This is a genomic window from Asticcacaulis sp., from assembly GCF_035497195.1.
Taxonomy (GTDB): Bacteria; Pseudomonadota; Alphaproteobacteria; order Caulobacterales; family Caulobacteraceae; genus Asticcacaulis.
This window is the reverse complement of sequence record NZ_DATJDZ010000027.1, coordinates 152,099-175,854: the sequence shown is the minus strand read 5'-3', so window position 1 is coordinate 175,854 and position 23,756 is coordinate 152,099. Positions and strand designations below refer to the sequence as shown.

Genomic DNA, 23,756 nt, shown 5'->3' with positions numbered 1-23,756 from the left:
TGACGGTCAGGCGACAAGCCGGGGGTCTTTTTATTGTGCAAATGCGAATATGCGACTTGATCCATACTGTACGGTACGGTATTAATTGTGGTCAGTAATAGCGGCCACGCCATACCAGGATATTCCATGCGCACTCTGCTTTTCACCATTTCCGCCGTCTTGCCGCTGCTTTTCGGCGTCGCCCATGCCCAGACCCAGCCTTACAAACCCGTGGGCGAACAGCATGACTGGACGATCGATCTCGGCGCCGGCGCGGTCTATGGTTTCAGCGCCAATGGCGGCGATCCGGAAAAGGTCAACGTCATTCCGTGGGCTGGTTTCAATTACAAGAACCGTTTCTACGGCGACGCCCTCAATGGCATCGGCTACAACCTGATCCTGCGTGATCGCCTGCGCGCCGGTGTTCAGGTCCGGCCGCATTTCGGCGGCAATGCCGACGGCATGGAAGGCCTTGATGTGCCTGGCCTCGGCGCCGATCTCGCCGGTTACGCCTTCTATCGCGTCGGTGAGAATTTCAGCCTCGGCGGCCGCCTGATGCACGATATCAGTGGCGTTTCCAACGGCTCATCGCTGATGCTTTCCGCCGGCCATCAGGACATAACGAAGGTCGGCCTGCTGCAAACCCTCGTCTATACGCGCTTCGGCGACCGCAAGACCAACCAGGCCTATTATGGCATCGACGCTTCCGAAGCCGCCACCACCGGCCTCAGCCCCTATGCGGTCGGGGCCGGCCCGCAGAACATCGGCATCGCCTTTTTGATGATGACGCCGATCCGCAAGCACTACGCCATCGCCACCTTCATCAACGCCGAACGCGCGCTCGGTGACGTGGCCGATAGCCCCTTGATCCAGCTCAAGCAGAACCAGGAAATGAGCTATCGCGCGGGAATTCTCGTCGTGCGTCGCTTCGGCGGGAATTAACTCGCTATCCATCCGCGCAGGGCCACACAGGTCGCATGTTCCAGCGCTTCGAGGTTCATGCTGGCCCCCTGCATATTGGAGCGCGAAATATCGGCGCCATCGAGCCGCGCCAGCTTCATGTCGGAATCGGTGAAATTGACATTGCGCATCCGCGTTTCGCGCAGATCGGCCGGCAGGAAACGCGTGGCGTCGATCTTCAGCGCACCGAGATTGGCGCCTTCGAGATTGGCGCCATCGAGCCTGGCCTTGAACATACGCACGCCGCGCAGATCGGCGCCGGCGAGATTGCAGTTACGCAGATCAGCCTCTTCAAGGTGAGCCCCCTGTAGCTGAACGCCGCGCATATCGAGACCATAAAACACCGCGCCCTTGGCTGAAAGCGCCGCCAGGTTCAACCCCTTGATTGACCCCATGCCGCGCAGGTCGGCATTGTCGAATTTCGACGGCGTGCCTTCCTTGCCGAGCGTATCGACCCACAAGGCATGATCCCGCAGCATCTGGCCATAGGGCAGGTTTGTCACATCGACGCCCTGAGGTTTATCCGTCAGCATCCCCGTCATATCGGTTTGAGAAGTGCGCCACATATCGGTTTTCGCGCCGATCAGCACGGCGTCACGCAAGGACGCGCCGGAAAGGTCGGCGCCGGACAGATCAGCCCCCGCCAGATCGACATTATCCATGATGCACTGCTTGAGATTGGCACGGATCAACTTGCACGACTTCATCGTGGCGTCGGTGAAATCGGCCTTCATCGCCTGGATGCCGGAGAGCTTGGAGCGATCGAGATTGGCCCCGCGCAGGTTGGCATAGGTCGCTTCCGACGAGCGCATCGAGATTTCGACGTAGGATAGTCCGGCCTGCTTATCCGGCAGGGCCAGCGCACCTTCGCGCAGGTCGGCTTCATAAAGATCGGCTTCGGACAGATTGGCACCCCGCAGGGACGCCCCGCGCAGATCGGCCCGACGCATCGAGGCGCCCGTCAGATTGGCCAGTTGCAGGTCGGCGCAATAGAGATTGCAGGTATCGAGCACCGCCCGGCTAAGGTCACATTCCATCAGAACCGCGGCGGTGAAATCGGCGTCATTGAGCACGCGTCCCGAAAGGTTCAGACCCGACAGGTCGCACCAGGCGAAAACCGCCCTCGCGCCGCCCGGCTTCATGGCGCGCAGCCGTTCGTGCTTGGTGCAGATCGCATCGACCTGGGCCTGCGTCAGCTTGGTATAGCGTGTGTCGCCGGCGGTGGCGGTCATGCGAAAAGGCTTTCACTCGAAAATGGAATGAAAGTTTCGCACAAAAACCTTAAAAATTTGGGTTATCCGGCCATTAAGCCTGATGCGCGCAGGGCATGGGCAATGTCAGAGCCTGCCGCGACCGACAAATGGCGGTATCCACGCCCAGCCCAGGCGACCAGTTCGGCTTCCAGATCATCGCTTTCCGGATTAAATTCAGCGTCAAACCCTGCCCCCTCCGCCTCGGTCTGGACGAGCGGACGGCCGGTGCGATGATAGTGGGCGGTCGGCGCGATGAGCCTGTCCGCTTTATCCGCCATCAGGCCATTTTCGATCGCAATCCCCGCCGCGGCCATACGTTCGATACCAATATGCGAGGCGAAGGGCGACGGGTCATCACAGGCATAAACCACGCGCGCCACACTGGCCTCCAAAAGCCTTTGCGAACAGGAACAGCCGCCGTTCGAGCGCTGTCCGCACGGTTCGAGCGTGACATAGGTAGTCGCGCCGCGCGCCGCCGCGCCAGCCTTATCAAGCGCGACTTCCTCGGCATGAGGTCGGCCGCCGTCTCCCGTCGCCCCCTCGGCGATGACCACGCCGTCCTTTATGATGACACAGCCGACCGCCGGATTGGGCCAGGTCCGGCCCATCTGCGACAGGCCCAATGCCAGGGCCTGCTTCATGAAAGCAGCGTCGGTCACCTTAGCCAATCGCCGGCAGCGGATTGGCGCGGGCCGTATCGAGATATTTGGCCGAAAGCGGCTTCAGATTATCGTCCAGCTTCACCACCAGCGGGTTGCCGGTCGGGACCTCGATCTCCAGGATCGCCTCGTCCGACAGGTCGAACAAAGATTTGATAATGGCGCGGATCGAATTGCCGTGGGCGGCCACCAAAACCGTATCGCCTGCCTTCAGCGCCGGCACGATATCGCCCGTCCAGAACGGCATGACGCGATCAAGCGTCGTCTTCAGGCTTTCGGTATTGGGCAGGTCGGCGCCGGCATAGCGACGGTCGCCGTTGAAATCATAGGCGCTGCCGGCTTCCAGCGGCGGCGGCGGCACGTCATAGGAGCGGCGCCAGATCTTGACCTGGTCCTCGCCGTGTTTCGCGGCCGTTTCCGCCTTGTCGAGGCCGGTCAGGCCGCCATAGTGACGCTCATTGAGACGCCAGTCCTTGACCACCGGCACGAACGACTGGCCAGCCGCTTCCAGCGCCAGGTTGCAGGTGCGGATGGCGCGAGTGAGGACGGAAGTGAACGCCTTGTCGATCTCGATGCCCTCGGCCTTGATCAGTTCACCGCCGCGCGTCGCCTGGGCCTCGCCTTCCGCCGTCAGGTTGACATCGACCCAGCCGGTGAAGCGGTTTTCCAGGTTCCACTGGCTTTGGCCGTGGCGCAGAAGGACGAGTGTGGGCATGGGATGTCTCCGGTCTGTGAATATCGGCAAGGCTATAGGATGACTTTACCAGACACGCAATACGTCTCCGGCCCGCACAGCGCCGCCTTTGACGATCCGGGCATAGATGCCGCATTCCTTATGGCCGTAAGCCTCCCACAGCGCCTGACACAGATCGATATCGTGTTCGGCGGTTTGCGGGTTCACATGAGTGGCGACGCAGCGAACGATCGTTTTCAGCACCTCAAATTCCGGCCCCTCTTCCCCCAGACGGATACGCTTGCCCACCCAGTCGTGATCCTCAAAGGCTGCCTGATCCTCGACCCAGATATTGGCGCGCAGCCGCAACGGATCGAGGTCGCGACCGATATGCTGGGCAAGATCGCGCAGGCTATTGAGATTAAGAAACGACACAAACCCCTTGGCGGAATCGGTGAAGCGGAAATGCGAATGCACCTCGTCCCAGTTTGGCGCGCGGAGCAGTTTCAGAGGGAAGGCGACCGGATCATAGTCCTCATGACGCGCCAGCATGGTCTCGACATGCCGCGCCAGACTGTGCCGCCCGGCTTCGCTGGCCATATCAAATAACCAAGACTTGCCGTCCTCATCCATCACCTCGAAAACATCGTCGATCTCATCATAACGCGTACGCAGACGCGCCACGGCCGCAAACCGCGCCAGCACGGCGAACTTCATCTTGGAGATGGTTTCGGGGTTTTCTGCGTCGAAGCCGGAGTGCCCGACCTCCAACGCATAGAGCCGGTCGAACGGAAAGAAATCGCCCGGAAACAGCAGCGCCTCACTCACCGGTTCCGGCGTAAAGCCCTTTACCGGATGCCGCCACATCGAAGAGACGATGCCGCGGCTCACGGCCTGTTCTTATACTGCAAATACGTGATCAGGAACAGCATCAGGCTGACGCCGGCCAGGACCGGCTGCATACTCAGCAGGGCATTCAGCAAGGGCACGCCGGCCATCAGGCTTTGATAGACCACTGCCGCTGCCAGCAGAAACTGACCGATCAGCAGCATGGCCCACAGGATCAGAACTTTACGCAACAAGGGCTTGGGCACTATTCTTTTCCTTTTATTTTCCGGCTTTCCAATTTCCGGGCAAGCCAAAGCGCGCCCAAAAAGATCGGCAAGTAGATGATCACCAGGGTGAGGCCCCAGTTGCTAATTATGCCATGCCATGTGATGCCCATATGCGTCACGGCCGAAATCACCGAAATGGCGAAAATGATCGCCAAGGCGATCACAGCCGCGGTTCCGGCGATAAGCCGTGCCTTAGGTGAGAGTTTGGGCCACCATTTTCTGTAAGAAAACTCGCAAAACCAGTAAACAAATCCAATAATCAAGGCGCATGCGAATCCAAAAAGGATCGGATCGTGCCTTTCAGGCGGCACAAGACGGAAATAAAACCACCCCCAGCTTATCCCCGTTAGCAGTCCCAATATCCAGATAACTGAACGTAATCTGCTTTTACCTTGTGGCAGTAGCAAAGACGAAAACATCAGCACCAAAGGCGCAGCGTTTACAGTTCGCAAAATTTTATCGTCAGATGGATGATGGAGCAGAACAACCGTCAGCCATATCAGATATCCGGCCAGAATGAGCCCTGACAGCGCATATCGCAGAATATTTATCATGACCTTCCCCCTGTGGAGTCAAGCCTATACCTAACCCAACTCCTCGGCAAGCATGGCCAGGCGCTCGGCCTGGTCCTCGTTGATCAGGGCATTGATCATCTGATCCATATCGCCTTCCATGAATTGCGGCAGGTTATAGAGCGTCAGGTTGATGCGGTGATCGGACACCCGGCCCTGCGGATAGTTATAGGTGCGGATGCGCTCGGAACGATCGCCCGAACCGACCTGCGACTTGCGCGCATCGGAGCGCGCCGTATCGAGCGCCGTGCGCTGCTGGTCGTACAGGCGGGCCTTGAGGTTGCGCATGGCGATGGCGCGGTTCATGTGCTGTGACTTTTCCGATGACGTCACCACGATACCCGACGGCATGTGGGTGATCCGCACAGCGGAGTCGGTCTTGTTGACGTGCTGCCCGCCCGAACCCGACGCGCGATAGGTATCGATGCGGATATCCTTGTCCAAAATCTCGATCTCGACATCGACGGCTTCCGGCAGCACCGCCACAGTCGCCGCCGAGGTATGGATGCGACCGCCGGCTTCGGTGGCCGGCACGCGCTGCACCCGGTGGACACCGGATTCAAACTTCAGCTTGCCGAAGACGCCATCCCCCGTCACCGAGGCGATGATTTCCTTGTAACCGCCCATTTCACCTTCGGAAACGGAATCGATCTCGACCTTCCAGCCCTGCGATGAGGCATAGCGGCTGTACATGCGGAACAGGTCGCCGGCGAAGATAGCGGCCTCATCCCCGCCGGTGCCGGCGCGCACTTCCAGAATGGCGGAGGCGTTGACGTCCTTGTCCTGCGGCGCCAGCAACAGCGCTACGCCGTGCTCCAGCTCCGGCAGGGTGGTCTTCAGCTCGGTCAGTTCTTCCACCGCCAGCGGCGACAGGTCAGGATCGTTCAGCGCCGCCATCTCTTCCAGTTCGGGCACCGACAGGCGCGCCTTGTGCAGGCGAGTCACGGCGTCGAAGACCGGTTTAAGCTCGGCGTGTTCCTTGGAGAGCTTGACGATCTCGCTGCCATCGCTCGCCGATTCCATGCGCGCTTCGATCATGCGGAAGCGGTCCATGACCTGGTCCAGCTTGGCGTCGGGGAGGTGTATCAAAGGTTTATACTCATGAAAAGACAGAAGATGGCGGCCGGAAGTTGGCGGAACGTGGCGGTCTGACTAAACCTATTTCGGACAGGTTTCAATGAAGCTCTGCCGGCGGCCCCAAACTTCATGGAGCCTGCAAATAACTTCATAACTTCGTTATTCGGTTAAGGTTTGAATTTCACCGTTCCGGGTGTGGAAAACCTTGACCGTCAAAGACACTGAAGCATATTCCGCCCTGGCTTCGAGTACGGACCTCTTAACAATCCTTTAAATAAAAATGACAAGCGTTTGTCTTAATTTAAGATATCTACAGTAACCTTACCCTCGATAAACAACTCACCTCAGAACGAGGACCTGGTGAAACGTAATTCAGGCGAATTAAAACTGCTTGCCCCTATGGCCTTGATTGTCGTGGTGGCGGTATGTGCTTTGGTGGGCAGTTTGTGGGTGTGGGCCGAACAGGCCGATGACATGTCCCGTGCCCGTGAGGAAAAACTCGTCATGCTGGGATTGAACCAGATGGCGGACGATCATTCACAACTGATGACCCCTATCACCATCTGGGACAAAGCCGTCGAAAGCACCGCCGTCCGCTACGACAAAACCTGGGTAAAAGACAATATCGGCGACTATTTCCGCGATTTCCTCAATTTTGAGTCCAATGTGCTGCTGAACGACAAAGGCGAAATCGCCTTCGCCTATCAGAACGGCAAAGAGGTCGCGCCCGCCTTTTTCACCAACATCCTCCGCCAGACAAACAGCCTGATCACCGGCCTGCGTCAGACCTATGACGATCGCCGCATCAGGGGACTGCCGCATACCACCGGCACCAACCATACGGGCCGCCTGATGGCGATGAACGGCCATATCTATATCGTCGGCGCCAGCCTCCTGCTACCCGACAAGCAGGATACCCCCCTGCTGAAATACAAACCCTTTGTCGCCATCGGCCTGCATGAACTGTCGAGCGACGAACTGATCACGCTGTCGCAACGCTACATGGTGTCCGACATCAAGGTGCTGCACCCCGGCCAGCCGCGCATCAAGGGCGCGGCTTCGGTTGCTTTCCATGATGAAAACGGCAAGGTGCTGGCGGAACTGAGCTGGATGCCGGATACGCCCGGCCACACCCTGTTTATCCGCACCCTCGGGCCGGTTTTGATGATTTCGCTCGGCCTCGGCCTGATCGCGCTCGTCCTGCTGCACCAGAGCCAGCGCGCCGCCCAAGGCCTGATCGCCTCGGAAGCCAAGGCCAAGCACATGGCCCTGCATGACAGCCTCACCGGCCTGCCCAACCGCACCCTGTTCGCCGATCGCCTGCATCAGGCCAGCGAACGCCTGAAACGCCAGGGCGGCCATGTCGCCGTCATGTGCATCGGGCTCGATCGCTTCAAGGATGTCAACGACACGCTCGGCCACCTCGCCGGTGACGAACTGATCCGCAATAATGCGCACAAGATCACCGGCATGATTCGTTCCGGCGATACCCTGGCGCGCCTCGGCGGCGATGAATTCGTCATCATCCAGACCGATACCGATGGCTCCAGCGCCGCTTCGCTCGCCAAGCGCATCCTCGAAGGCCTCACCGGCACCGTCAATCTCGAATCCGGCCAGGTGTTTTCCTCCTGCTCGATCGGCGTCACCCTGATCGGCGACGGCGATATCGAACCCGCCGAAGCCCTGCGCCAGGCCGACCTCGCCCTTTACCGCGCCAAGGATCTCGGCCGCGGCCAGTACGCCTTCTTTGAAATCGAGATGGACGCCACGATCAAGCTGCGCAAGACACTGGAAACCGGCCTGCGCGAAGCCATCCACGTCGAGGATATCGATGTCGTCTACCAGCCGCAGGTCGATCACTCCGGCCATATCGTCGGTGTCGAGGCCCTGTGCCGCTGGACGCACCCGACGCGCGGCCCCGTTTCGCCGGCCTATTTCATTCCACTGGCGGAAGAATGTGGCCTGATGAATGAACTAGGCACCTTCGTCATGCGCCGTGCCATGCAGGATTCGCATCGCTGGCCCGGCCTGAAGGTCGCCGTCAACGTTTCGGCCACCCAGATGCGCTGCGCCGGCTTCATGAACACGATCAAGGGGCTGCTGGCGGAAACGCGGACCGCCGCCGAGCGGATCGAGATCGAGATCACCGAAGGCGTGCTGCTCAACGACGATAACACCACCCAGATGATGCTGCGTGACCTGCGCCACATGGGCTTCACCATCGCCCTTGATGATTTCGGCACCGGCTATTCGTCGCTTGGCTACCTCAGCCGTTATCCGGTCGACAAGATCAAGATCGACCGGTCGTTCGTGTCCAACCTTGGCGTCGATCCGGAAGCCGAAGCGGTGATCCGCGCCATCGTGAAGCTCAGCAAGGCGCTGAACCTGAACATCGTCGCCGAGGGCGTGGAAACGCGCGCGCAGAAGAATATCCTGCGCCAGACGGGCTGCAATATCATCCAGGGCTTCCTGTTCTCGAAGCCGGTCGCCGCGCATACGATCGATGATATGATGAAAAGCGAGCGCAAGCTGGCGATCATCGACGAAGAGGGCTATGTGCCGCCCAAGGCGATCCGGATGACGCCTCGCATGTCTTAAGACGGAAGGAAGTCCCCCTTCAAGCGCCTGGGCTTGCGACCAAGGCCCGCTTTTGATCATATGTGGATAAACTTCTCCTATTCCCAGAATTCCGGCTGTTCGGGAATCCGGTTGAAAGCGATCTTGGCCCCAACAAACCCATGCAGTTTGGTCCGGGGGCCGATCGTTATCGCATCCTTGCCGAACCGCTGATTGAGGCCGTCCAGCGCGCCGAGCAGTTTCATGTGTTTCGTGTCCTCGTGCGCTTCCGGCGTCCAGCCGAACAGGTCCGGCGGCGCCTCGGCCGGCACCAGGCCCAGGCAGGTCACACCGATCTTCTTGATCTTCTGCCCGCTCAATCGCGCCGCGCACATCTCCCACAAGCCGTCCACCGCTTCCAGCATCCGAAAGCTGTCCGAGGTGACGGTAAAATGCGCGTCAGCCTGCGCCTTTCCGCTCATTCCGCGCAGGCTCAGGTTCAGGCCCGTACATTTATAACCCATTCGCCGCAGACGCGAACCGCACTTGGCCGTCAGCCGCCGCGCCACGCCGCGCGCCGCGTCCACCCCACGCAGTTGCGCCGGCAGAACGTGCGAATGGCTGATCGAGGCGCGCACCGTTTCGATTTCCGGCGGATCGACGCCATGCAGCGCATAGCAGAAATTCTCGCCCATGATGCCGCCCCACACCTGGCGCATCCGCGATGGCGACAGATCCCACAGCCCCCTCACATCATAAACCCTGGCGTCATTCAGCCTCTTCTTCATCGAATGCCCGATACCGGCGAACTCATCGATATCGAGATCCAGCAAGGCCCCCGGCAACTGGTCCATGCGCAATACCGTCAGGCCCAGCGGCTTCTTCATATCCGCCGCCGTCTTGGCCAGCAGGCGCGACGGCGCGATGCCGATCGAAGCCGTCAGGCATTCGCCGACATTTTCGAGAATGCGCCGCTGGATGCGATGGCCTAGGGCACGCGCCGGCGCCTCCAGCCGTTGCGGCCCCATCAGCCGGCACGCCACCTCATCGATCGAACACACCTTCTCGACGGGGATGACGTGATCGACCTGCTCCAGAATCCGGTCATGCAGATCGACATAACGGTCCGGCCTGGCTTCCCGGATGATCAGGCCCGGAATCTTCTCCTTCGCTTCCTTCACCTGCGTGCCGGTTTTGACACCGAACGCCTTGGCCTCATAACTGGCGGCGATGGCGCAGGTGTAGTCCGACATCACCGGCACGACGATCACCGGCTTGCCACGTATCGCCGGCTCGTCCTGCTGGGCGCAACTGGCGAAGTAGCTGTTCATGTCGAGATAGAGCCAGCGCAATTCGCCGCCGTCGCGCCAGCGTGGGTCCAGATCCTTCATGTCAGCATTCTGCGCCATACCGGAACATAACAAGAACATTATCAGCAAGTCAAGTCACAGGCATCACGCACTTGCGATAAAGAAACTGTCGCAATCGATCGCAAATCATTTATAACCGCTCGTCATGTCAAAACCCGATACCCGCATTGCGTCCACGGACGAGTCCTCTTTGTCCGAACCGGATCAATTGCGCTCAGATGAAGATGAACGCGACACGCGCACCTTCCTCCACGGCCGTCTGTTGAATAAGATACGCCTGTTCATGGACGAAAACGGTCCGTTGGCCGCCATGTTCGCGGTGGTTTTCGTCAACCTGGTCGGCTTTGGCATCGTCGTGCCGCTGATGCCCTTCTTCGCACAAAGCTTGCAGGCGCAGGCGTGGCAGGTGACCCTGATGTTCACCACCTATTCGCTCGGACAGTTCTTCGCCGAACCCTATTTCGGCCGCCTTTCCGATCGCATCGGCCGCAAACCGATCCTGATCGTCACCACCGCCCTAAGCGTTCTTTTCTATATCCTGCTGGCTTTTTCACCGAACATCTGGGTCGCTATCCTGATCCGCTTTTTCAGCGGGTTAAGCTCCGGCAATATCTCGACCATCCAGGGCTATGTCTCGGATGTGTCACCACCCGAAAAGCGTTCCGGCCGCATGAGCCTGATCGGCGGCGCCTTTTCGCTCGGCTTCATTATCGGCCCCTTCATCGGCGGCGTTCTGAGCCACGAGACCACCGCCGGCGGCAACCAGTTCCAGTTGCCCCTGCTCGGCGCTGCGGTCCTTTCGGCGTTCGCCTGCCTGGGCGTCATGCTGTTCATCCGTGAAAGCCGCCAGCGTCGCACCAAGGTCGAGGCCGCTCAGCCCAATATGCTGAAAACGGCACAGGAAGCCCTGCGCAACCCGGTCTTGTCACGCCTGATCCTGTCCACTCTCTGTTATATGATGGCCTTCGCCGGGCTGGAATCGACCTTCGGCCTGTGGGCCGAAGCGCGCTTCCACTGGGGGCCGAAGGAGATCGGCGCCATCTTCCTGCCGCTCGGCATCGCCGCGGCCCTGATGCAGATGGTCTTCATGCGTCCACTCACCCGGCGCTACGGCGAAAGCAAGGTGCTGGCCTCCGGTCTTTTCATTTTCGGGTTGAGTTTCGTGCTTCAGGGCATGAACCCGTTCGGCTGGCTGATCACCCCCATCGTCATGCTGGGCGCGCTCGGCCAGGCGGTGATCTTCTCCTCGATCTGCGCCATCATTTCGATATCGACCCCACCCGACAAACAGGGCGCCATGCTGGGCCTCAATATGTCGACCGGCGCTATCGCCCGCATCACCGGCCCGATGATCGCCGGCTATGTCTTCAGCCTGTGGGGGCCTAACGCCTCGGTGTGGATGGGCGCGGTGACCACCCTGCCGGCGGCCCTGCTCGCCTTGCAGGTCGGCAAGTACCAGAAACGCGGAGCCAGGGTGCATGGATAGTTTTCAGGCCGACTGGCTGCGCTTTCATCCTGGCACCCACCCCCTGGGCCATATGCTGCATTATGAAGGCAACTGGAACATAACCCGCTTCCATCTGCTGCCTGACGGCCGCAACAGCGCCAATAATCATGCTGAACTGCGCGCCCTGCTTGAGCGCTTCAATACGGTGGCCACCGCCACGCTGGGTGAGGATTCGCCATGCTATCTGGTGGCGCTGCAATCACCCAATCAGGACAAGCCCCACCGCTACCGCACGAACCGGCTGAAAAAGCGCTACAATCTGACCGCCGGTTGGGAATTCTTCAGCACCAGCGACGCCCTGACCTATACGGTCTGGTCGGGCGATGTGACATGGAAAACCAATGGCTTCAACCGGTTGCTGCTGCACATCTACCAGTCCGATTTCTGGGATATTCTGTGGGTGAACAAGGAAAACGGCGCGGTTTTCCGCCCTTATGACGCCGGCGCCGATATCAGTCAGCCGACGCCCGAAGCACTGATGGCGCGGATTTCGTCGTTTTACGGCTGGATGCCGCAAGACGGCACCGGTTTCGTCACCTTTAACCAGGCCCAGATGGCGACCTCGAAATTTCAGGTGACCAAATCCTGCGCCGAAGCGATTCAGACCGTCATCGCCCTGCAAAAGAAATAGGCGCGGCCTTCCACCCCCTCTTGCGCTTGCAAACCTTTTCCTGTAACACCCGCCGTTCTTGCGCGTGGCTCTACCGCTCCGCTGCTTGAGAGCTTCCGACCCGACGGGCCAAAGGCATGCCTTGGCGGGTTTTAATCCTTATAGAGGGCGGCTTTAATACAGCCGTACATGAAATGCCCAAGTTGAAGACTAAGTCGGGCGCGAAAAAGCGTTTCCGTATCACTGCCTCTGGCAAGGTAAAGGCTGGCGTCGCCGGCAAGCGTCACCGTTTGATCTCGCACAATGCGAAGTATATCCGTCAAAACCGCGGCACCCAGGTGATGTCGGCGCCGGATATCATCAAAATCAAATCTTACATGCCTTACGCCTAAGAGGAGCAGACACACATGGCTCGCGTTAAAAGAGGCGTTGTATCCCACGCCCGTCACAAAAAAGTTCTGAAACTTGCCAAGGGCTTCTACGGCCGCCGCAAGAACACCATCCGCACCGCCAAGGCCGCCGTCGATCGTGCCGGCCAGTACGCCTACCGCGACCGCAAGGTCAACAAGCGTAACTTCCGCGCCCTGTGGATCCAGCGCATCAATGCGGCTGCCCGCATCGAAGGCTTCACCTATTCGCAATTCATCCATGGCCTGAACGTGGCCGGCATCGACATGGACCGCAAGGTTCTGTCCGATATCGCCATGCACGACATGGACGGCTTTAAGGCCGTTGCTGACAAGGTGCGCGCAGCCCTGGCTGCCTAAGGCTTTCAAGCTATCGAAAAAGCCCCGCACCTTCACCGGTCGCGGGGCTTTTTTATTGCCTAAATTTCCGCTTCCCGCGCCGCCCGCTTTCGCCTAAACACACGCATCCCTTTCTTTGAAGATACGCATATGACCGCCTATACCGACCTGCAAAGCGAAATCGAAGGCGAGATCGCCGCCGCCTCTGACCTGGCCGCCCTTGACGCCGTGCGCGTTTCGGCGCTTGGCAAGACCGGACGCATTTCAGGCCTGCTCAAGACGCTGGGCGCCCTGCCGCCGGAAGAGCGCAAAACCACCGGCGCGGCGATCAATGCCGTCCGCGATGTGATTTCCGAAAAACTGGAAGCGCGCAAGGAGATGCTGGAAGCCGCTCACCTGGCCGAGCGTCTGGCCAGGGAGCGCATCGACCTCTCCCTGCCCTCGGCCCCGCGCCCGAAAGGCGGCGTCCACCCGACGCTCCAGGTCATGGACGAGATGATCGCCATCTTCGCCGATATGGGCTTCGAGGTCGCCGAAGGTCCGGATATCGAGGACGACTTCCATAATTTCACCGCCCTGAACTTCCCGGAAAAGCATCCGGCGCGCGAAATGCACGACACGTTCTTCTTCAACCCCGATGAGAATGGGGTCAGGAAGCTGCTGCGTACCCATACCTCGCCGGTGCAAATTCGTTCGATGATTTCCGGCAAGCCGCCCTTCCGCCTGATCGTGCCCGGCCGCGTCTTCCGCTGCGACAGTGACCAGACCCACACGCCGATGTTCCACCAGATCGAAGGCCTTGTGATCGATAAAACGGCACACATGGGCCATCTGAAATGGGTGCTGGAAACCTTTATTTCGCGTTTCTTTGAAACCGACAGCGTCACCACCCAGTTCCGCCCGCACCACTTCCCCTTCACCGAACCCTCGGCTGAGATGGATGTGCGCTGTTCGTGGGAAAAGGGTGAACTTAAGGTCGGCACCGGCGACTCGTGGCTGGAAATCCTCGGCTGTGGCATGGTCCATCCGAACGTACTCAAGTCTTGCGGCATCGATCCGGACGAATATCAGGGCTTCGCCTGGGGCATGGGCGTCGATCGCCTGACCATGCTGAAATACGGCGTGCCGGACCTGCGCGATATGTTCGCCGCCGATACGCGCTGGCTCGGCCACTATGGCTTTAGTGGCTTTGCCGCGCCGAACAGCGCTTCCGGCCTCTCGTAAGAATAAGACGAGGAGGCACAGCCTCCTCGACCTCGAAACAAAGACAAGAACATGAAATTCTCGCTCTCCTGGCTTAAAGATCATCTCAAGACCGACGCCACCATCGATGAGATGGCCGCCGCCATGACCATGGCCGGTCTTGAAGTCGAAGATATCCACGATCCGGCCAAGGCGCTGAAACCCTTCTCCGTCGCCAAGGTCATCGAAGCCGCCAAACACCCCAATGCCGACAAGCTTCAGGTCCTCCAGGTCGATACGATTGACGGCCGCAAGGAAATCGTCTGTGGCGCGCCCAATGCCCGCGCAGGCATGACCACCATCTATGCCCCGATCGGCGCCTATGTGCCCGGTCTCGGCGTCACCCTGGTCGAAAAGCCGGTGCGCGGCGTCATCTCCAACGGCATGATGTGCTCCGGCGCCGAACTGGAACTCGACAGCGATGCCCACGGCATTCTCGACCTGCCGGACAGCCTGGCGGTTGGCACCCCGGCCGCCGAGGTCTTCGGCGCCGAGCCGGTGATCGATTTCGAAGTTACCCCCAACCGTCCCGACTGGCTGGGCGTTCACGGCATCGCCCGTGATCTCGCCGCCACCGGCCTGGGCACTTTCACAGAATCAACCGTCACCCCGGTCAAGGGCAGCTTCCCCTCATCGATCACGGTCAAGGTCGATGGCGACGCCTGCCGCCATTTCACCGGCCGCGTTATCCGCGGCGTGAAAAACGGGCCCTCGCCCAAGTGGTTGCAGGACAAGCTCAAGGCCATTGGCCTGAAGCCGATCTCAACCCTGGTCGACATCACTAACTACCTGTCCTTCGATCGCGCCCGTCCGCTGCACGTCTATGATGTCGCCAAGCTCGTCGGCACGACGCTGGAAGCCCGCCTCGGCCATCATAACGGTGAGCACGACGAACAACTGATCGCGCTCGATGGCAAGACCTATGATATTGGCCCGGATATGTGCGTCATCGCCGATGCCGAGGGCCAGCGCCCGATCGGTCTCGGCGGCGTCATGGGCGGCGAAAGCACGGGCGTCGATGATACTTCCACCGAGATCTTCCTCGAATCCGCCTGGTTTGAACCGATCCGCATCGCCCAGACCGGCCGCACCTTAAGCCTCAATTCCGATGCGCAGTATCGCTTCGCCCGCGGGGTCGATCCGCAATCCACCCGCCCCGGCCTCGAACTGGCGACGCAACTGATCCTTGAGCTGTGCGGCGGCGAAGCCTCCGAAGTCGTCGAAGCCGGTGCGCCCGTTGAGGGCCGTTCGGATGTGGTTTTCGATCCGGCCTATGTGGCGCAACTGACCGGCCTTGACGTACCTACCGACAAGATCGAGCAGATCCTGACCGCGCTGGGGTTCGGCGTCACCACCGGCGCAAGCTGGACCGTAACTGTGCCTTCGTGGCGCCGTGATGTAGACGGCAAGGCTGATCTGGTCGAGGAAGTCGCTCGCATCTACAGCTTCAACCATATCCCGGCCACGCCCCTGCCGGTTCTCGCGCCACGTCCCGGCGGCGTACTGACCGCGCAACAGGCGAAAGCGCGCACCGCCCGCCGTGCTCTGGCCGCTTTCGGTTACTCAGAGGCCGTCACCTGGTCGTTCATGCGCCAGGACTGGGCCAAATTGTTCGGCGGCGGTGACGACACGCTCGTCCTCGCCAACCCGATCGCTTCCGAACTGAACTGCATGAGGCCATCCGCCCTGCCGAACCTGCTGGAAGCCGCCGGCCGCAACGCCGCGCGCGGGTTTTCCGGCGTGCAGCTATTCGAGATAGGGCCTATCTATCAGGGGCTGGAACCGAACGACCAGAAGACCACCATCACCGCCATCAAGGCGCCGGACAAGTCGCGCCACTGGCAAGCGCGAGGTGAAGATGCCCTGTTCGCGCTAAAGGGCGATCTGATGGAACTGCTGGAGGCCATGGGCGCCCCTGTCACCTCCTTGCAACTGGTGCAGGGCAATAACAATGGCTGGTGGCACCCCGGCCGCTCGGCGCGTTTGCAACTCGGCCCGAAGCAGATTGTCGCCGAGTTCGGGGACCTGCACCCGGCCGTCCTCAAGGCGTTGAATCTTGACGGCGCACATGTCGGCTTTGAAATCCGCCTTGACCTGCTGCCCTCGCCCAAGGCGAAGTCCGGCAAGTCGAAGGGCGCGCTCAGCCTCTCCAACCTGATGCCCCTGACCCGCGATTTCGCTTTCCTGGCTGATGCCGGACTGGCTGCGGGCGATCTCGTCCGCGCCATCAAGGGGGCTGACAAGCTGTTGATCGGCGATGCGCAGGTCTTCGATGTCTATACCGGCGCCGGCGTGCCCGAAGGCCAGAAGTCGCTGGCCGTCGAGGTGACCATCACCCCGACCGACAAGACCCTGACCGAACCGGAGATCGAAGCCCTGAGCGGTAAAATTATCGCAGCGGCTCAAAAGGCTGGCGCCACCCTGCGTGGCTGACCTTTACGATTTGACCACGGATACCTCATCCGTGGTCAAACCTTACCTGCACAAGTGTTCACGATTCTGTTTTTCGGAGAACAAGGTTCCCCTATTTAGGAAAACGTTAATAACTGGCCAACATAGCTTTGTTTCAGACCTGAAACAGCGACAGCATCTTGGCGAGGGGTAAAAACGTGGATTTCCAGGATACGCGCCCAGAAATGCGCGACGAACCAGCCCCTTCGCCGGAAGCGGCCCCAGATTCCATCCAAAGTACGTCCCTACCAGGCATTGGCTTACTCGGCGCGCTCTCTGTTGCATTGGCCGCCTGTGGTGGCGGCGGCGGAGGTGGAGGCAGCACCGGCGGTGGCTCAACAAATCCCACACCGGTTAATTACAACTATACCCCAGCCGATGCCGCCCGCTTCTTGTTGCAGGCGCAGTTCGCCTTCAAGGATACCGACCTCACCACCCTCAATTCCAAGGGCTATGACGGCTGGCTGACCACCCAGTTCAACGCCCCCATCAGCCAGACCGGCGCCCAGTGGCTGACCGCCCAGGGCTACGGAACCCCTAATCACGGCGCGAACTATTTCGACCTCAACCCCGGCGACTTCATGGCCTGGCGGATGTTGATGACCGGCGATGACCAGTTGCGAAAACGTTGCGCCCTCGCCGTTTCGGAAATGATGGTCGCCTCGCTCAATCCGATCGGCGGTTTCTGGCCACCCTATGTCATCGCCGGCTACTGGGACATGCTCAACGCCAATGTCTTCGGCAATTTCCGCACCCTGCTGGAAGAAGTGACGCTCAATGCCGCCGTAGGGTATTTTCTGAATACAAAGGGAAATCTCAAGGAAGACACAAGCACCGGCCGCGAACCCGATGAAAACTATGCCCGTGAGGTGATGCAGCTCTTCACTATCGGCCTTTACGAACTCAATAATGACGGCACGCCGAAAACCGACCTGCTGGGTAACAAGACCGAAACCTACACCCAGTCGGATATCAGCAATCTGGCGCGCGTCTTTACCGGCTACGATTGGGACTATTCGGCCGTTACCTGGCTGGACGGTTATGAGAGCTATGGCGTTGCCACGACTGAATTCGCCAGCGCCCGCATGGTGCTTGATCCGAGCGAGCATTCTCTGCTGGAGGTAAAATTCCTCGGAACCACTATTCCGGCCAATACCCTCGGCAAGGATGCGCTGAAAACCGCGCTGGATACCCTCTACAATCATCCGAACGTCGGACCGTTCTTTGCCAAACAGATGATCCAGCGACTGGTGACGTCCAATCCCTCGCCTGGTTATGTGTCGCGCGTCGCCGACAAGTTCAACAACAACGGCTCCGGCGTGCGCGGCGACCTGAAAGCCGTGTGGCGCGCCATTCTGATGGATAGCGAGGCGCGCACCCTCCCCACCAACACCACCGCCGGCAAGCTGCGTGAACCGATGATCCGCCTGGCGCAATTCGCCCGCACCTTCGATGCCTACAGCGCCACCGGTAAATGGGAAATCTACGACCTGTCGAGTGCCGACTGGGGGCTGGGCCAAAGCCCGCTGCGCTCGCCTTCGGTGTTCAATTTCTTCCGGCCAGGCTATGTACCGCCGCAGACCGCCATAGCGACCGCCGGTGACGTGGCCCCGGAATTTCAGCTCCACAATGAAACGACCGTCGCCGGATTCATCAACTTCTTTACGTCCGTCATGCGTGACGGCTACAGCGATGTGAAACCCGACTATACCGCCATTCTGGCCAAGGTAGCGGATTCGCAAAGCCTCCTCGACTGGCTGAACCTCCATCTCAGCGCCAACCAGGTATCCCCGGCCACCATCGCGCGGATCAAGACGGCCCTAGACGCCAACGCCATCACCGCTACAAGCACCGATGATGAAAAGCTGGATCGCATCTGCAACGCCATTCTGCTGCTGATGTGCAGCCCTGAATACCTGATTCAGAAATAGGGAATTCATATGTACAACAACCGGATCCCCGACCTCAATCGCCGCGCCTTCATGAAGCGCGCCGCCGCCATGGCCGGCCTTGGCGCCGCCGCTCCCATGGCGCTCAATCTCGCCTCGGTCGGTGAAGCCGCCGCCATGGACGCCACTGATTACAAGGCCATTGTCTGCTGCTTTTTTTACGGCGGCAATGATTACGGCAATACGGTCATTCCCTATGACCTGCCAAACTATGACCTCTACAGTGCCATTCGCGGCGGGGCCGCCGGTCGCAAACGCGGGGGCGTGGCGCTTGCCCACAGCGAACTTGACGGCACAGCCCTGACAACCCTGACGCCGCAAACCCTGACCAACAATATTCAGTACGCCCTTGCTCCGGAACTGACCGGTGTGGCCTCACTGTTCAATACCGGCAAGGCCGCCGTCCAGCTTAATGTCGGTCCGCTCGTGGTGCCCCTCACCCTGGCCCAGTATGAGAGCGGCAGTAAATCCTACCCTTTGCCGCCCAAGCTGTTCTCGCACAATGACCAGCAATCGATCTGGCAATCGCTCGGTTCCGAAGGCTCGACCGTCGGTTGGGGCGGCCGCATGGGGGATCTGGCCCTGTCGTCAAACGGCCAGAGCCTGATGACCTGCATCTCGGCCTCCGGCAATGCGGTCTTTGTTTCCGGCAACAACACCCTGCAATATCAGATCAGTCCGGACGGTGCGATCCCGATCTGGCCGGCCAAGGGCTGGGTGTTTGGGTCTTCTGATGCTTCCAACCTGCTGAAACAACTGATCACCGAGCCACGCACCCACGTCATGGAAAATGCCTTCAACGCGGTGACGAAACGTTCGATGGACATGGAAACCATCGTCAACGCCGCACTTGACCCGATCACCCTGACGACGACCTTCGACCAGACCAACTATTTCGCCCAGCAGCTTCAGGTGGTGGCCAAGCTGATCGCCGCACGCAACACGCTCGGCACCAGACGGCAGGTCTTCTTCGTCTCCATGGGCGGGTTCGACAACCATGACGGCCTGATGACCCAGCATCCAGGCCTGATGGCCACCTTCAATTCGGCAGTAATGTCTTTCTATAACGCTACGGTCGAACTGGGGGTCGCCAATAAGGTCACCACCTTCACGGCGTCGGACTTCGGCCGCACCCTGGCCTATAACGGCGATGGCTCCGATCACGGCTGGGGCTCGCACCATTTCGTCATGGGCGGTGCGGTCAAGGGCGGGCAGTTCTACGGCACGGCGCCACACATTTCGCTCGAAACCGACGATCAGGTCGGCCAGGGCCGCCTCCTGCCCTCGACCTCTGTGGATCAGATGGCCGCGACACTCGGCAAATGGTTCGGTCTGTCCGGTTCGGAACTGACGTCGGTCCTGCCCAATATCGGGAATTTCGCCACGGCCAACCTGGGCTTCATGGGTTAAGGCGCATTAACCGCGTTTCTAAAATCCGCCTTAAACTTTGACGCGCATAGTGTGAACATGTCCGCGATCAGCACAGCCACCGCAGGGATTATTTCGGCCACGCAGCGCTTCGAAAAAGCCGCCGCGAGCACCGCCCGCAATGCGACCAACGGCCAGGATATCCTGAGCGATCTTGTCGAACAGATCAATTCGCGCAACGCCTTCAAAGCCAATATCAGCGTCATCAAGACCGCCGACGAGATGCTCGGCAGCCTGCTCGATATCAAGACCTGAGCCTCAGCTTTCTGACTGTTCCTGAGTGCGTTCCCTGCCTGAAACTCAAAAGCCCGCCGGATGATCCGACGGGCTTTCTTTAGGCTCGTTGTAGAGACGATCAATAGTCTTCGTCTTCTTCCGGTTCGGACAGCTTGCCGCCGCCCTTGCCAAAGACGTCCTCGACCGACAGATCGTTCTTCTTGGCGTAGGGACTGTCGTCTTCTTCCTCAAAGGCGGGCTGCACGGTGACCGCCGGCTTCAGCGACGGATCATCGAGCGGGATGCCGAGCTTCTCGGCCTGCTTGCGCCTGGCGTCGGTGCCCTTCTTGACGGCGGCGTCCAGTTCGATCTGGCCGATCAGGCCGAGCGTCACCGGATCGACCGGCTTGATATTGGACGAGTTCCAGTGCGTGCGCGAACGGACCTGCTCGATCGTCGACTTGGTGGTGCCGAGCAGCTTGGAGATTTGCGCGTCGGTGATTTCCGGATGGTTCTTGACGAACCACAGGATGGCGTCCGGGCGGTCCTGGCGGCGCGACACCGGCGTATAGCGCGGGGCCTTCTTGGTCGGCTTCAGCAGCTCGGCGTGACGAGACACCAGCGCCTTCATGCGGTAGGCCGGGGTGGCCTCGGCCTTGGTCAGTTCTTCGCGGGTCAACTGGCCATTGGCGATCGGGTCGGCGCCGCGGATATCGCGCGCCACTTCACCGTCGGCGATGCCCTTGACTTCGAGCAGGTGCAGGCCGCAGAAATCGGCGATCTGGTCGAAACCGAGCGAGGTATTGTCTACGAGCCAGACGGCGGTCGCCTTGGGCATCAGGATATCAGACATAGGCTTATCCTTTGTGTGAGGGGTCGCACCGACCCTTCAGAAATGGCTACGCCCGGCCTTTTCGGCCGGGCGCGGGTGTTGTGGGGGATGGTATAGTGCGATTTCGGGCGAAAGGGAAGCCGTTTCATAAGCCCTATGGATAAGATGTCGAGGCGCGCCTATGGTACGGGTGATGAGCGATTTCACACCCCTGCAAGCCGATCTGGCGGCCTTGTTTGACGCCCACGGCCTGAGCCCTGAGGTGCGTGGTGACTGGCTGTTGGTCGATGGCCTCTACCCGGCGATCCGGGCGCGTATCGCCGGCCGTCTGCTCTATATCGAACTGGCCCTGACCGAAGATGGCAGCCTGACCGAACTCTATACGGTCGATGGCGGATTGGAGATGTTTCGTGATGGCGTCTTTCCGCTTTTGCTGAGCGCTTTCTGGAACCGGCATAATCCTGGCATGGTGACGCGCCAGATCATTAAACGCGATGATGGCCCGTGGCAGGTCTTTGTCGGCCTGTATCTGCGCCGAATCGAGGGTGAGCGCCCGCCGGTGCCTTACCTGCTGTTCGAGACGATTGAGGTCTTTTTACGTGAACAGCCGCTGGATGGCGATATGCACTGGCTGTCCACCGGCGTCACAGTCGATGAAGACGGCCCCGCCGCTGATATCAGGCTCGATGGTGTACGTCAGCCCGCGCTGGAAAATCAGATTTGCGCGCTCGACTGGCTATATGACAGCCGCGACTACACTCTGCGCAACGCCATACTGTTGGTGAAGGCCTAAAAAAGACACCGGATATTTATTGGCAGAATTGCCCGTCTTTCTATAATTTCGCTGACCATAACAAGCAAGGAGAGGAACGATGAGCAAGAACACCATCTGCCTGTGGTACGACCATGACGCGGAAGCGGCCGCGCGCTTCTACGCCCAAACCTTTCCCGACAGCTCTGTCGGCGCGGTGCATCGGGCGCCGTCAGACTTTCCCGGCGGCAAGGCGGGCAATGTCCTGACGGTTGAGTTTACGGTGTGCGGCATACCATGCCTTGGCCTCAACGGCGGGGACGCATTCCGGCAAAGCGAAGCCTTCTCCTTTCAGATCGCCACGGACGACCAGGCGGAGACCGACCGCTATTGGAACGCCATTGTCGGCAATGGCGGCGCGGAGAGCGCGTGCGGCTGGTGCAAGGACAAATGGGGCCTGTCGTGGCAGATCACCCCGCGCGTCCTGACCGACGCGATGGCCAAGGGCGGGGATGTAGCAAAGCGCGCCTTTGAGGCCATGATGGAGATGGGCAAGATCGACGTCGCCAAAATCGAGGCGGCAGTGCGCGGCGAAGCATAAGCCTTCAGTACTCGCAGTGCTCTGCTTGCCACCTGCCGCCACTGTTCAGGCAGGCGGCTTGCGGGTCAAACACCTTGGCGACACCCCAGGCCGCGCCCGCCACCACACAGATCGATATAACCAGCCAGATCATCCACTTCTTCATATCACACCACAAAAATGAACATTGTTCAATTTGCTATATCACGCTGAAACGCGCAGCACAACCTTGCCCTTGTGATCGCCGGCATCCATCCAGGCATGGGCGCTGGCGGCATCGGCGAAATCGAACGTCTCCGCCAGGATCGGCTTTATCTGACCGCTTTCGATCAGCGGCCACACGCGTTCATGCACCTTGGCCGTGATCCGCGCCTTTTCATCCGGTGAGCGCGGCCGCAACATCGAACCGGTGACGATCGCCTGTTTGGCCATGATGCGGCGCAGGTCTACTTCGACCACCGCTTCCTTGCCGAAGCCGACCTGCACGATCCGCCCGTGCATATTGAGGCAGGCCAGGTTCCTGGCGAAGAAGTCCCCGGCGACGATATCGAGCACCACATCGGCCCCGCCGAACGCCTTCACCGCCGCCACGAAATCCTCGGTCCCGGTATCGATCACCAGATCGGCGCCCATCGATTTGGTGTAGGCGCATTTATCCGCACCGCGCGCCGTGGCGACAACCTTGGCGCCAAACGCTTTCCCCATCTGGATCGTCATGGCGCCGATGCCGGAATTGCCGCCATGCACCAGCACGGTCTCACCCGGTTGCAGCGCGCCATGTTCCATCAGGTTGGCGTAGACGGTCAGGATATTTTCCGGCAGGGACGCCGCCTCTGCCAGCGACAGACCACGCGGCACCGGCAGCAGATGACGGATATCCACAGAGACATACTCGGCATAGCCCCCGCCATTAACCAAGGCGCAAATTTCATCCCCAACTTTCCAGCCTATATCATCGCTATAGTTAACCGGCGGATTAAGGCTTTCGATGACGCCGGAGACTTCCAGCCCAAGGATTTGCGACGCGCCCTGCGGTGGCGGATAATTGCCTTTTCTTTGAAGGATATCCGGCCGGTTGACGCCGGCGAAGGCGGTTCGGATCAGCACATGTCCGGGCGATAGTTCCGGTTTTTGTGTTTCATTCAGGAATAGATCGGCTGAATTTTTCCCGTCGCCGCGGACTGAAATGGCTTGCATGACTGATTCGTTTTCCTTGATTTCTTCGCGCAA

Annotated in this window: 23 protein-coding genes; 13 read left to right on the top strand and 10 right to left on the bottom strand. The window is 59.9% G+C overall.

The window, feature by feature from the left end:
- The first annotated feature begins 126 nt into the window (after positions 1-126).
- A complete protein-coding gene (locus VL130_RS16700; protein WP_325364606.1) occupies positions 127-921 on the top strand; it encodes a MipA/OmpV family protein in 795 nt (264 codons plus the stop codon).
- On the opposite strand, the gene VL130_RS16695 is transcribed toward VL130_RS16700, so the two are convergent.
- The 7 genes from VL130_RS16695 to prfA all read right to left on the bottom strand — a co-directional run bounded on the left by VL130_RS16695 (position 918) and on the right by prfA (position 6,297).
- Positions 918-2,171 (bottom strand): pentapeptide repeat-containing protein, encoded by a 1,254-nt coding sequence (locus tag VL130_RS16695; RefSeq protein WP_325364603.1) that lies wholly within the window; start codon positions 2,169-2,171, stop codon positions 918-920. The two genes, VL130_RS16700 and VL130_RS16695, sit on opposite strands and share 4 nt — an antisense overlap.
- Before the next feature lie 62 nt (positions 2,172-2,233).
- Complete coding sequence (locus VL130_RS16690; protein ID WP_325364601.1) at positions 2,234-2,851, bottom strand: bifunctional diaminohydroxyphosphoribosylaminopyrimidine deaminase/5-amino-6-(5-phosphoribosylamino)uracil reductase RibD; 618 nt, start codon at positions 2,849-2,851, stop codon at positions 2,234-2,236.
- A 1-nt stretch (position 2,852) separates the two neighbouring features.
- A complete protein-coding gene (gene gpmA, locus VL130_RS16685) occupies positions 2,853-3,566 on the bottom strand; it encodes a 2,3-diphosphoglycerate-dependent phosphoglycerate mutase (RefSeq protein ID WP_325364599.1) in 714 nt (237 codons plus the stop codon).
- 45 nt (positions 3,567-3,611) lie between these two features.
- Entirely contained in the window at positions 3,612-4,415 is an 804-nt protein-coding gene (locus tag VL130_RS16680) for an MOSC domain-containing protein (protein ID WP_325364596.1), read from the bottom strand.
- Positions 4,412-4,618 (bottom strand): hypothetical protein, encoded by a 207-nt coding sequence (locus VL130_RS16675; RefSeq protein ID WP_325364594.1) that lies wholly within the window; start codon positions 4,616-4,618, stop codon positions 4,412-4,414. The genes VL130_RS16680 and VL130_RS16675 overlap by 4 nt, the downstream gene beginning before the upstream one ends.
- The gene (locus VL130_RS16670; protein WP_325364592.1) at positions 4,618-5,193 is read right to left on the bottom strand and encodes a hypothetical protein; all 576 of its coding nucleotides are present in this window, start codon (positions 5,191-5,193) and stop codon (positions 4,618-4,620) included. Before VL130_RS16670 ends, VL130_RS16675 begins: the two co-directional genes overlap by 1 nt.
- Positions 5,194-5,223: 30 nt before the next feature.
- Complete coding sequence (prfA, locus tag VL130_RS16665) at positions 5,224-6,297, bottom strand: peptide chain release factor 1 (RefSeq protein ID WP_325364878.1); 1,074 nt, start codon at positions 6,295-6,297, stop codon at positions 5,224-5,226.
- 351 nt (positions 6,298-6,648) lie between these two features.
- Here prfA and VL130_RS16660 point away from each other — a divergent pair, with 351 nt between their 5' ends.
- On the top strand, positions 6,649-8,886 hold the full coding sequence (locus tag VL130_RS16660) for a putative bifunctional diguanylate cyclase/phosphodiesterase (protein ID WP_325364590.1): 2,238 nt from the start codon (positions 6,649-6,651) through the stop codon (positions 8,884-8,886).
- 77 nt (positions 8,887-8,963) lie between these two features.
- Here the strand turns inward: VL130_RS16660 and VL130_RS16655 are convergent, their stop codons facing one another.
- Entirely contained in the window at positions 8,964-10,235 is a 1,272-nt protein-coding gene (locus VL130_RS16655) for a DNA-directed DNA polymerase (protein WP_325364588.1), read from the bottom strand.
- Between the two features lie 124 nt (positions 10,236-10,359).
- Here VL130_RS16655 and VL130_RS16650 point away from each other — a divergent pair, with 124 nt between their 5' ends.
- The 9 genes from VL130_RS16650 to VL130_RS16610 all read left to right on the top strand — a co-directional run bounded on the left by VL130_RS16650 (position 10,360) and on the right by VL130_RS16610 (position 20,402).
- Complete coding sequence (locus VL130_RS16650) at positions 10,360-11,700, top strand: MFS transporter (protein ID WP_325364586.1); 1,341 nt, start codon at positions 10,360-10,362, stop codon at positions 11,698-11,700.
- Positions 11,693-12,352 carry a DUF3885 domain-containing protein gene (locus VL130_RS16645; RefSeq protein WP_325364584.1) on the top strand — a complete coding sequence of 220 codons (660 nt, stop codon included), beginning with the start codon at positions 11,693-11,695 and terminating at the stop codon, positions 12,350-12,352. The genes VL130_RS16650 and VL130_RS16645 overlap by 8 nt, the downstream gene beginning before the upstream one ends.
- Before the next feature lie 173 nt (positions 12,353-12,525).
- On the top strand, positions 12,526-12,723 hold the full coding sequence (rpmI, locus tag VL130_RS16640; protein WP_325364582.1) for a 50S ribosomal protein L35: 198 nt from the start codon (positions 12,526-12,528) through the stop codon (positions 12,721-12,723).
- Positions 12,724-12,738: 15 nt separating this feature from the next.
- Positions 12,739-13,098 (top strand): 50S ribosomal protein L20, encoded by a 360-nt coding sequence (rplT, locus tag VL130_RS16635; RefSeq protein ID WP_325364580.1) that lies wholly within the window; start codon positions 12,739-12,741, stop codon positions 13,096-13,098.
- A gap of 129 nt (positions 13,099-13,227) precedes the next feature.
- A complete protein-coding gene (pheS, locus tag VL130_RS16630) occupies positions 13,228-14,301 on the top strand; it encodes a phenylalanine--tRNA ligase subunit alpha (RefSeq protein WP_325364578.1) in 1,074 nt (357 codons plus the stop codon).
- A gap of 51 nt (positions 14,302-14,352) precedes the next feature.
- On the top strand, positions 14,353-16,752 hold the full coding sequence (gene pheT, locus VL130_RS16625; protein WP_325364576.1) for a phenylalanine--tRNA ligase subunit beta: 2,400 nt from the start codon (positions 14,353-14,355) through the stop codon (positions 16,750-16,752).
- 203 nt (positions 16,753-16,955) lie between these two features.
- Positions 16,956-18,701, top strand: coding sequence for a DUF1800 domain-containing protein (locus tag VL130_RS16620; RefSeq protein WP_325364574.1), 1,746 nt, complete (start codon positions 16,956-16,958; stop codon positions 18,699-18,701).
- A gap of 9 nt (positions 18,702-18,710) precedes the next feature.
- The gene (locus VL130_RS16615) at positions 18,711-20,129 is read left to right on the top strand and encodes a DUF1501 domain-containing protein (protein WP_325364572.1); all 1,419 of its coding nucleotides are present in this window, start codon (positions 18,711-18,713) and stop codon (positions 20,127-20,129) included.
- Between the two features lie 57 nt (positions 20,130-20,186).
- Positions 20,187-20,402, top strand: a complete 216-nt coding sequence (locus tag VL130_RS16610; RefSeq protein ID WP_325364570.1) for a flagellar basal body rod C-terminal domain-containing protein — start codon at positions 20,187-20,189, stop codon at positions 20,400-20,402.
- 100 nt (positions 20,403-20,502) lie between these two features.
- Here VL130_RS16610 and VL130_RS16605 read toward each other — a convergent pair whose 3' ends face one another.
- Positions 20,503-21,216 carry a DUF1013 domain-containing protein gene (locus VL130_RS16605; protein WP_325364568.1) on the bottom strand — a complete coding sequence of 238 codons (714 nt, stop codon included), beginning with the start codon at positions 21,214-21,216 and terminating at the stop codon, positions 20,503-20,505.
- Between the two features lie 172 nt (positions 21,217-21,388).
- Here VL130_RS16605 and VL130_RS16600 point away from each other — a divergent pair, with 172 nt between their 5' ends.
- Together VL130_RS16600 and VL130_RS16595 are read left to right on the top strand one after the other, a co-directional pair.
- On the top strand, positions 21,389-21,988 hold the full coding sequence (locus VL130_RS16600; protein WP_325364566.1) for a DUF6348 family protein: 600 nt from the start codon (positions 21,389-21,391) through the stop codon (positions 21,986-21,988).
- Between the two features lie 79 nt (positions 21,989-22,067).
- Positions 22,068-22,547, top strand: coding sequence for a VOC family protein (locus VL130_RS16595; RefSeq protein ID WP_325364564.1), 480 nt, complete (start codon positions 22,068-22,070; stop codon positions 22,545-22,547).
- Positions 22,548-22,730: 183 nt separating this feature from the next.
- On the opposite strand, the gene VL130_RS16590 is transcribed toward VL130_RS16595, so the two are convergent.
- Positions 22,731-23,723, bottom strand: a complete 993-nt coding sequence (locus VL130_RS16590; protein ID WP_414636321.1) for an NAD(P)H-quinone oxidoreductase — start codon at positions 23,721-23,723, stop codon at positions 22,731-22,733.
- Between the last annotated feature and the right edge of the window lie 33 nt (positions 23,724-23,756).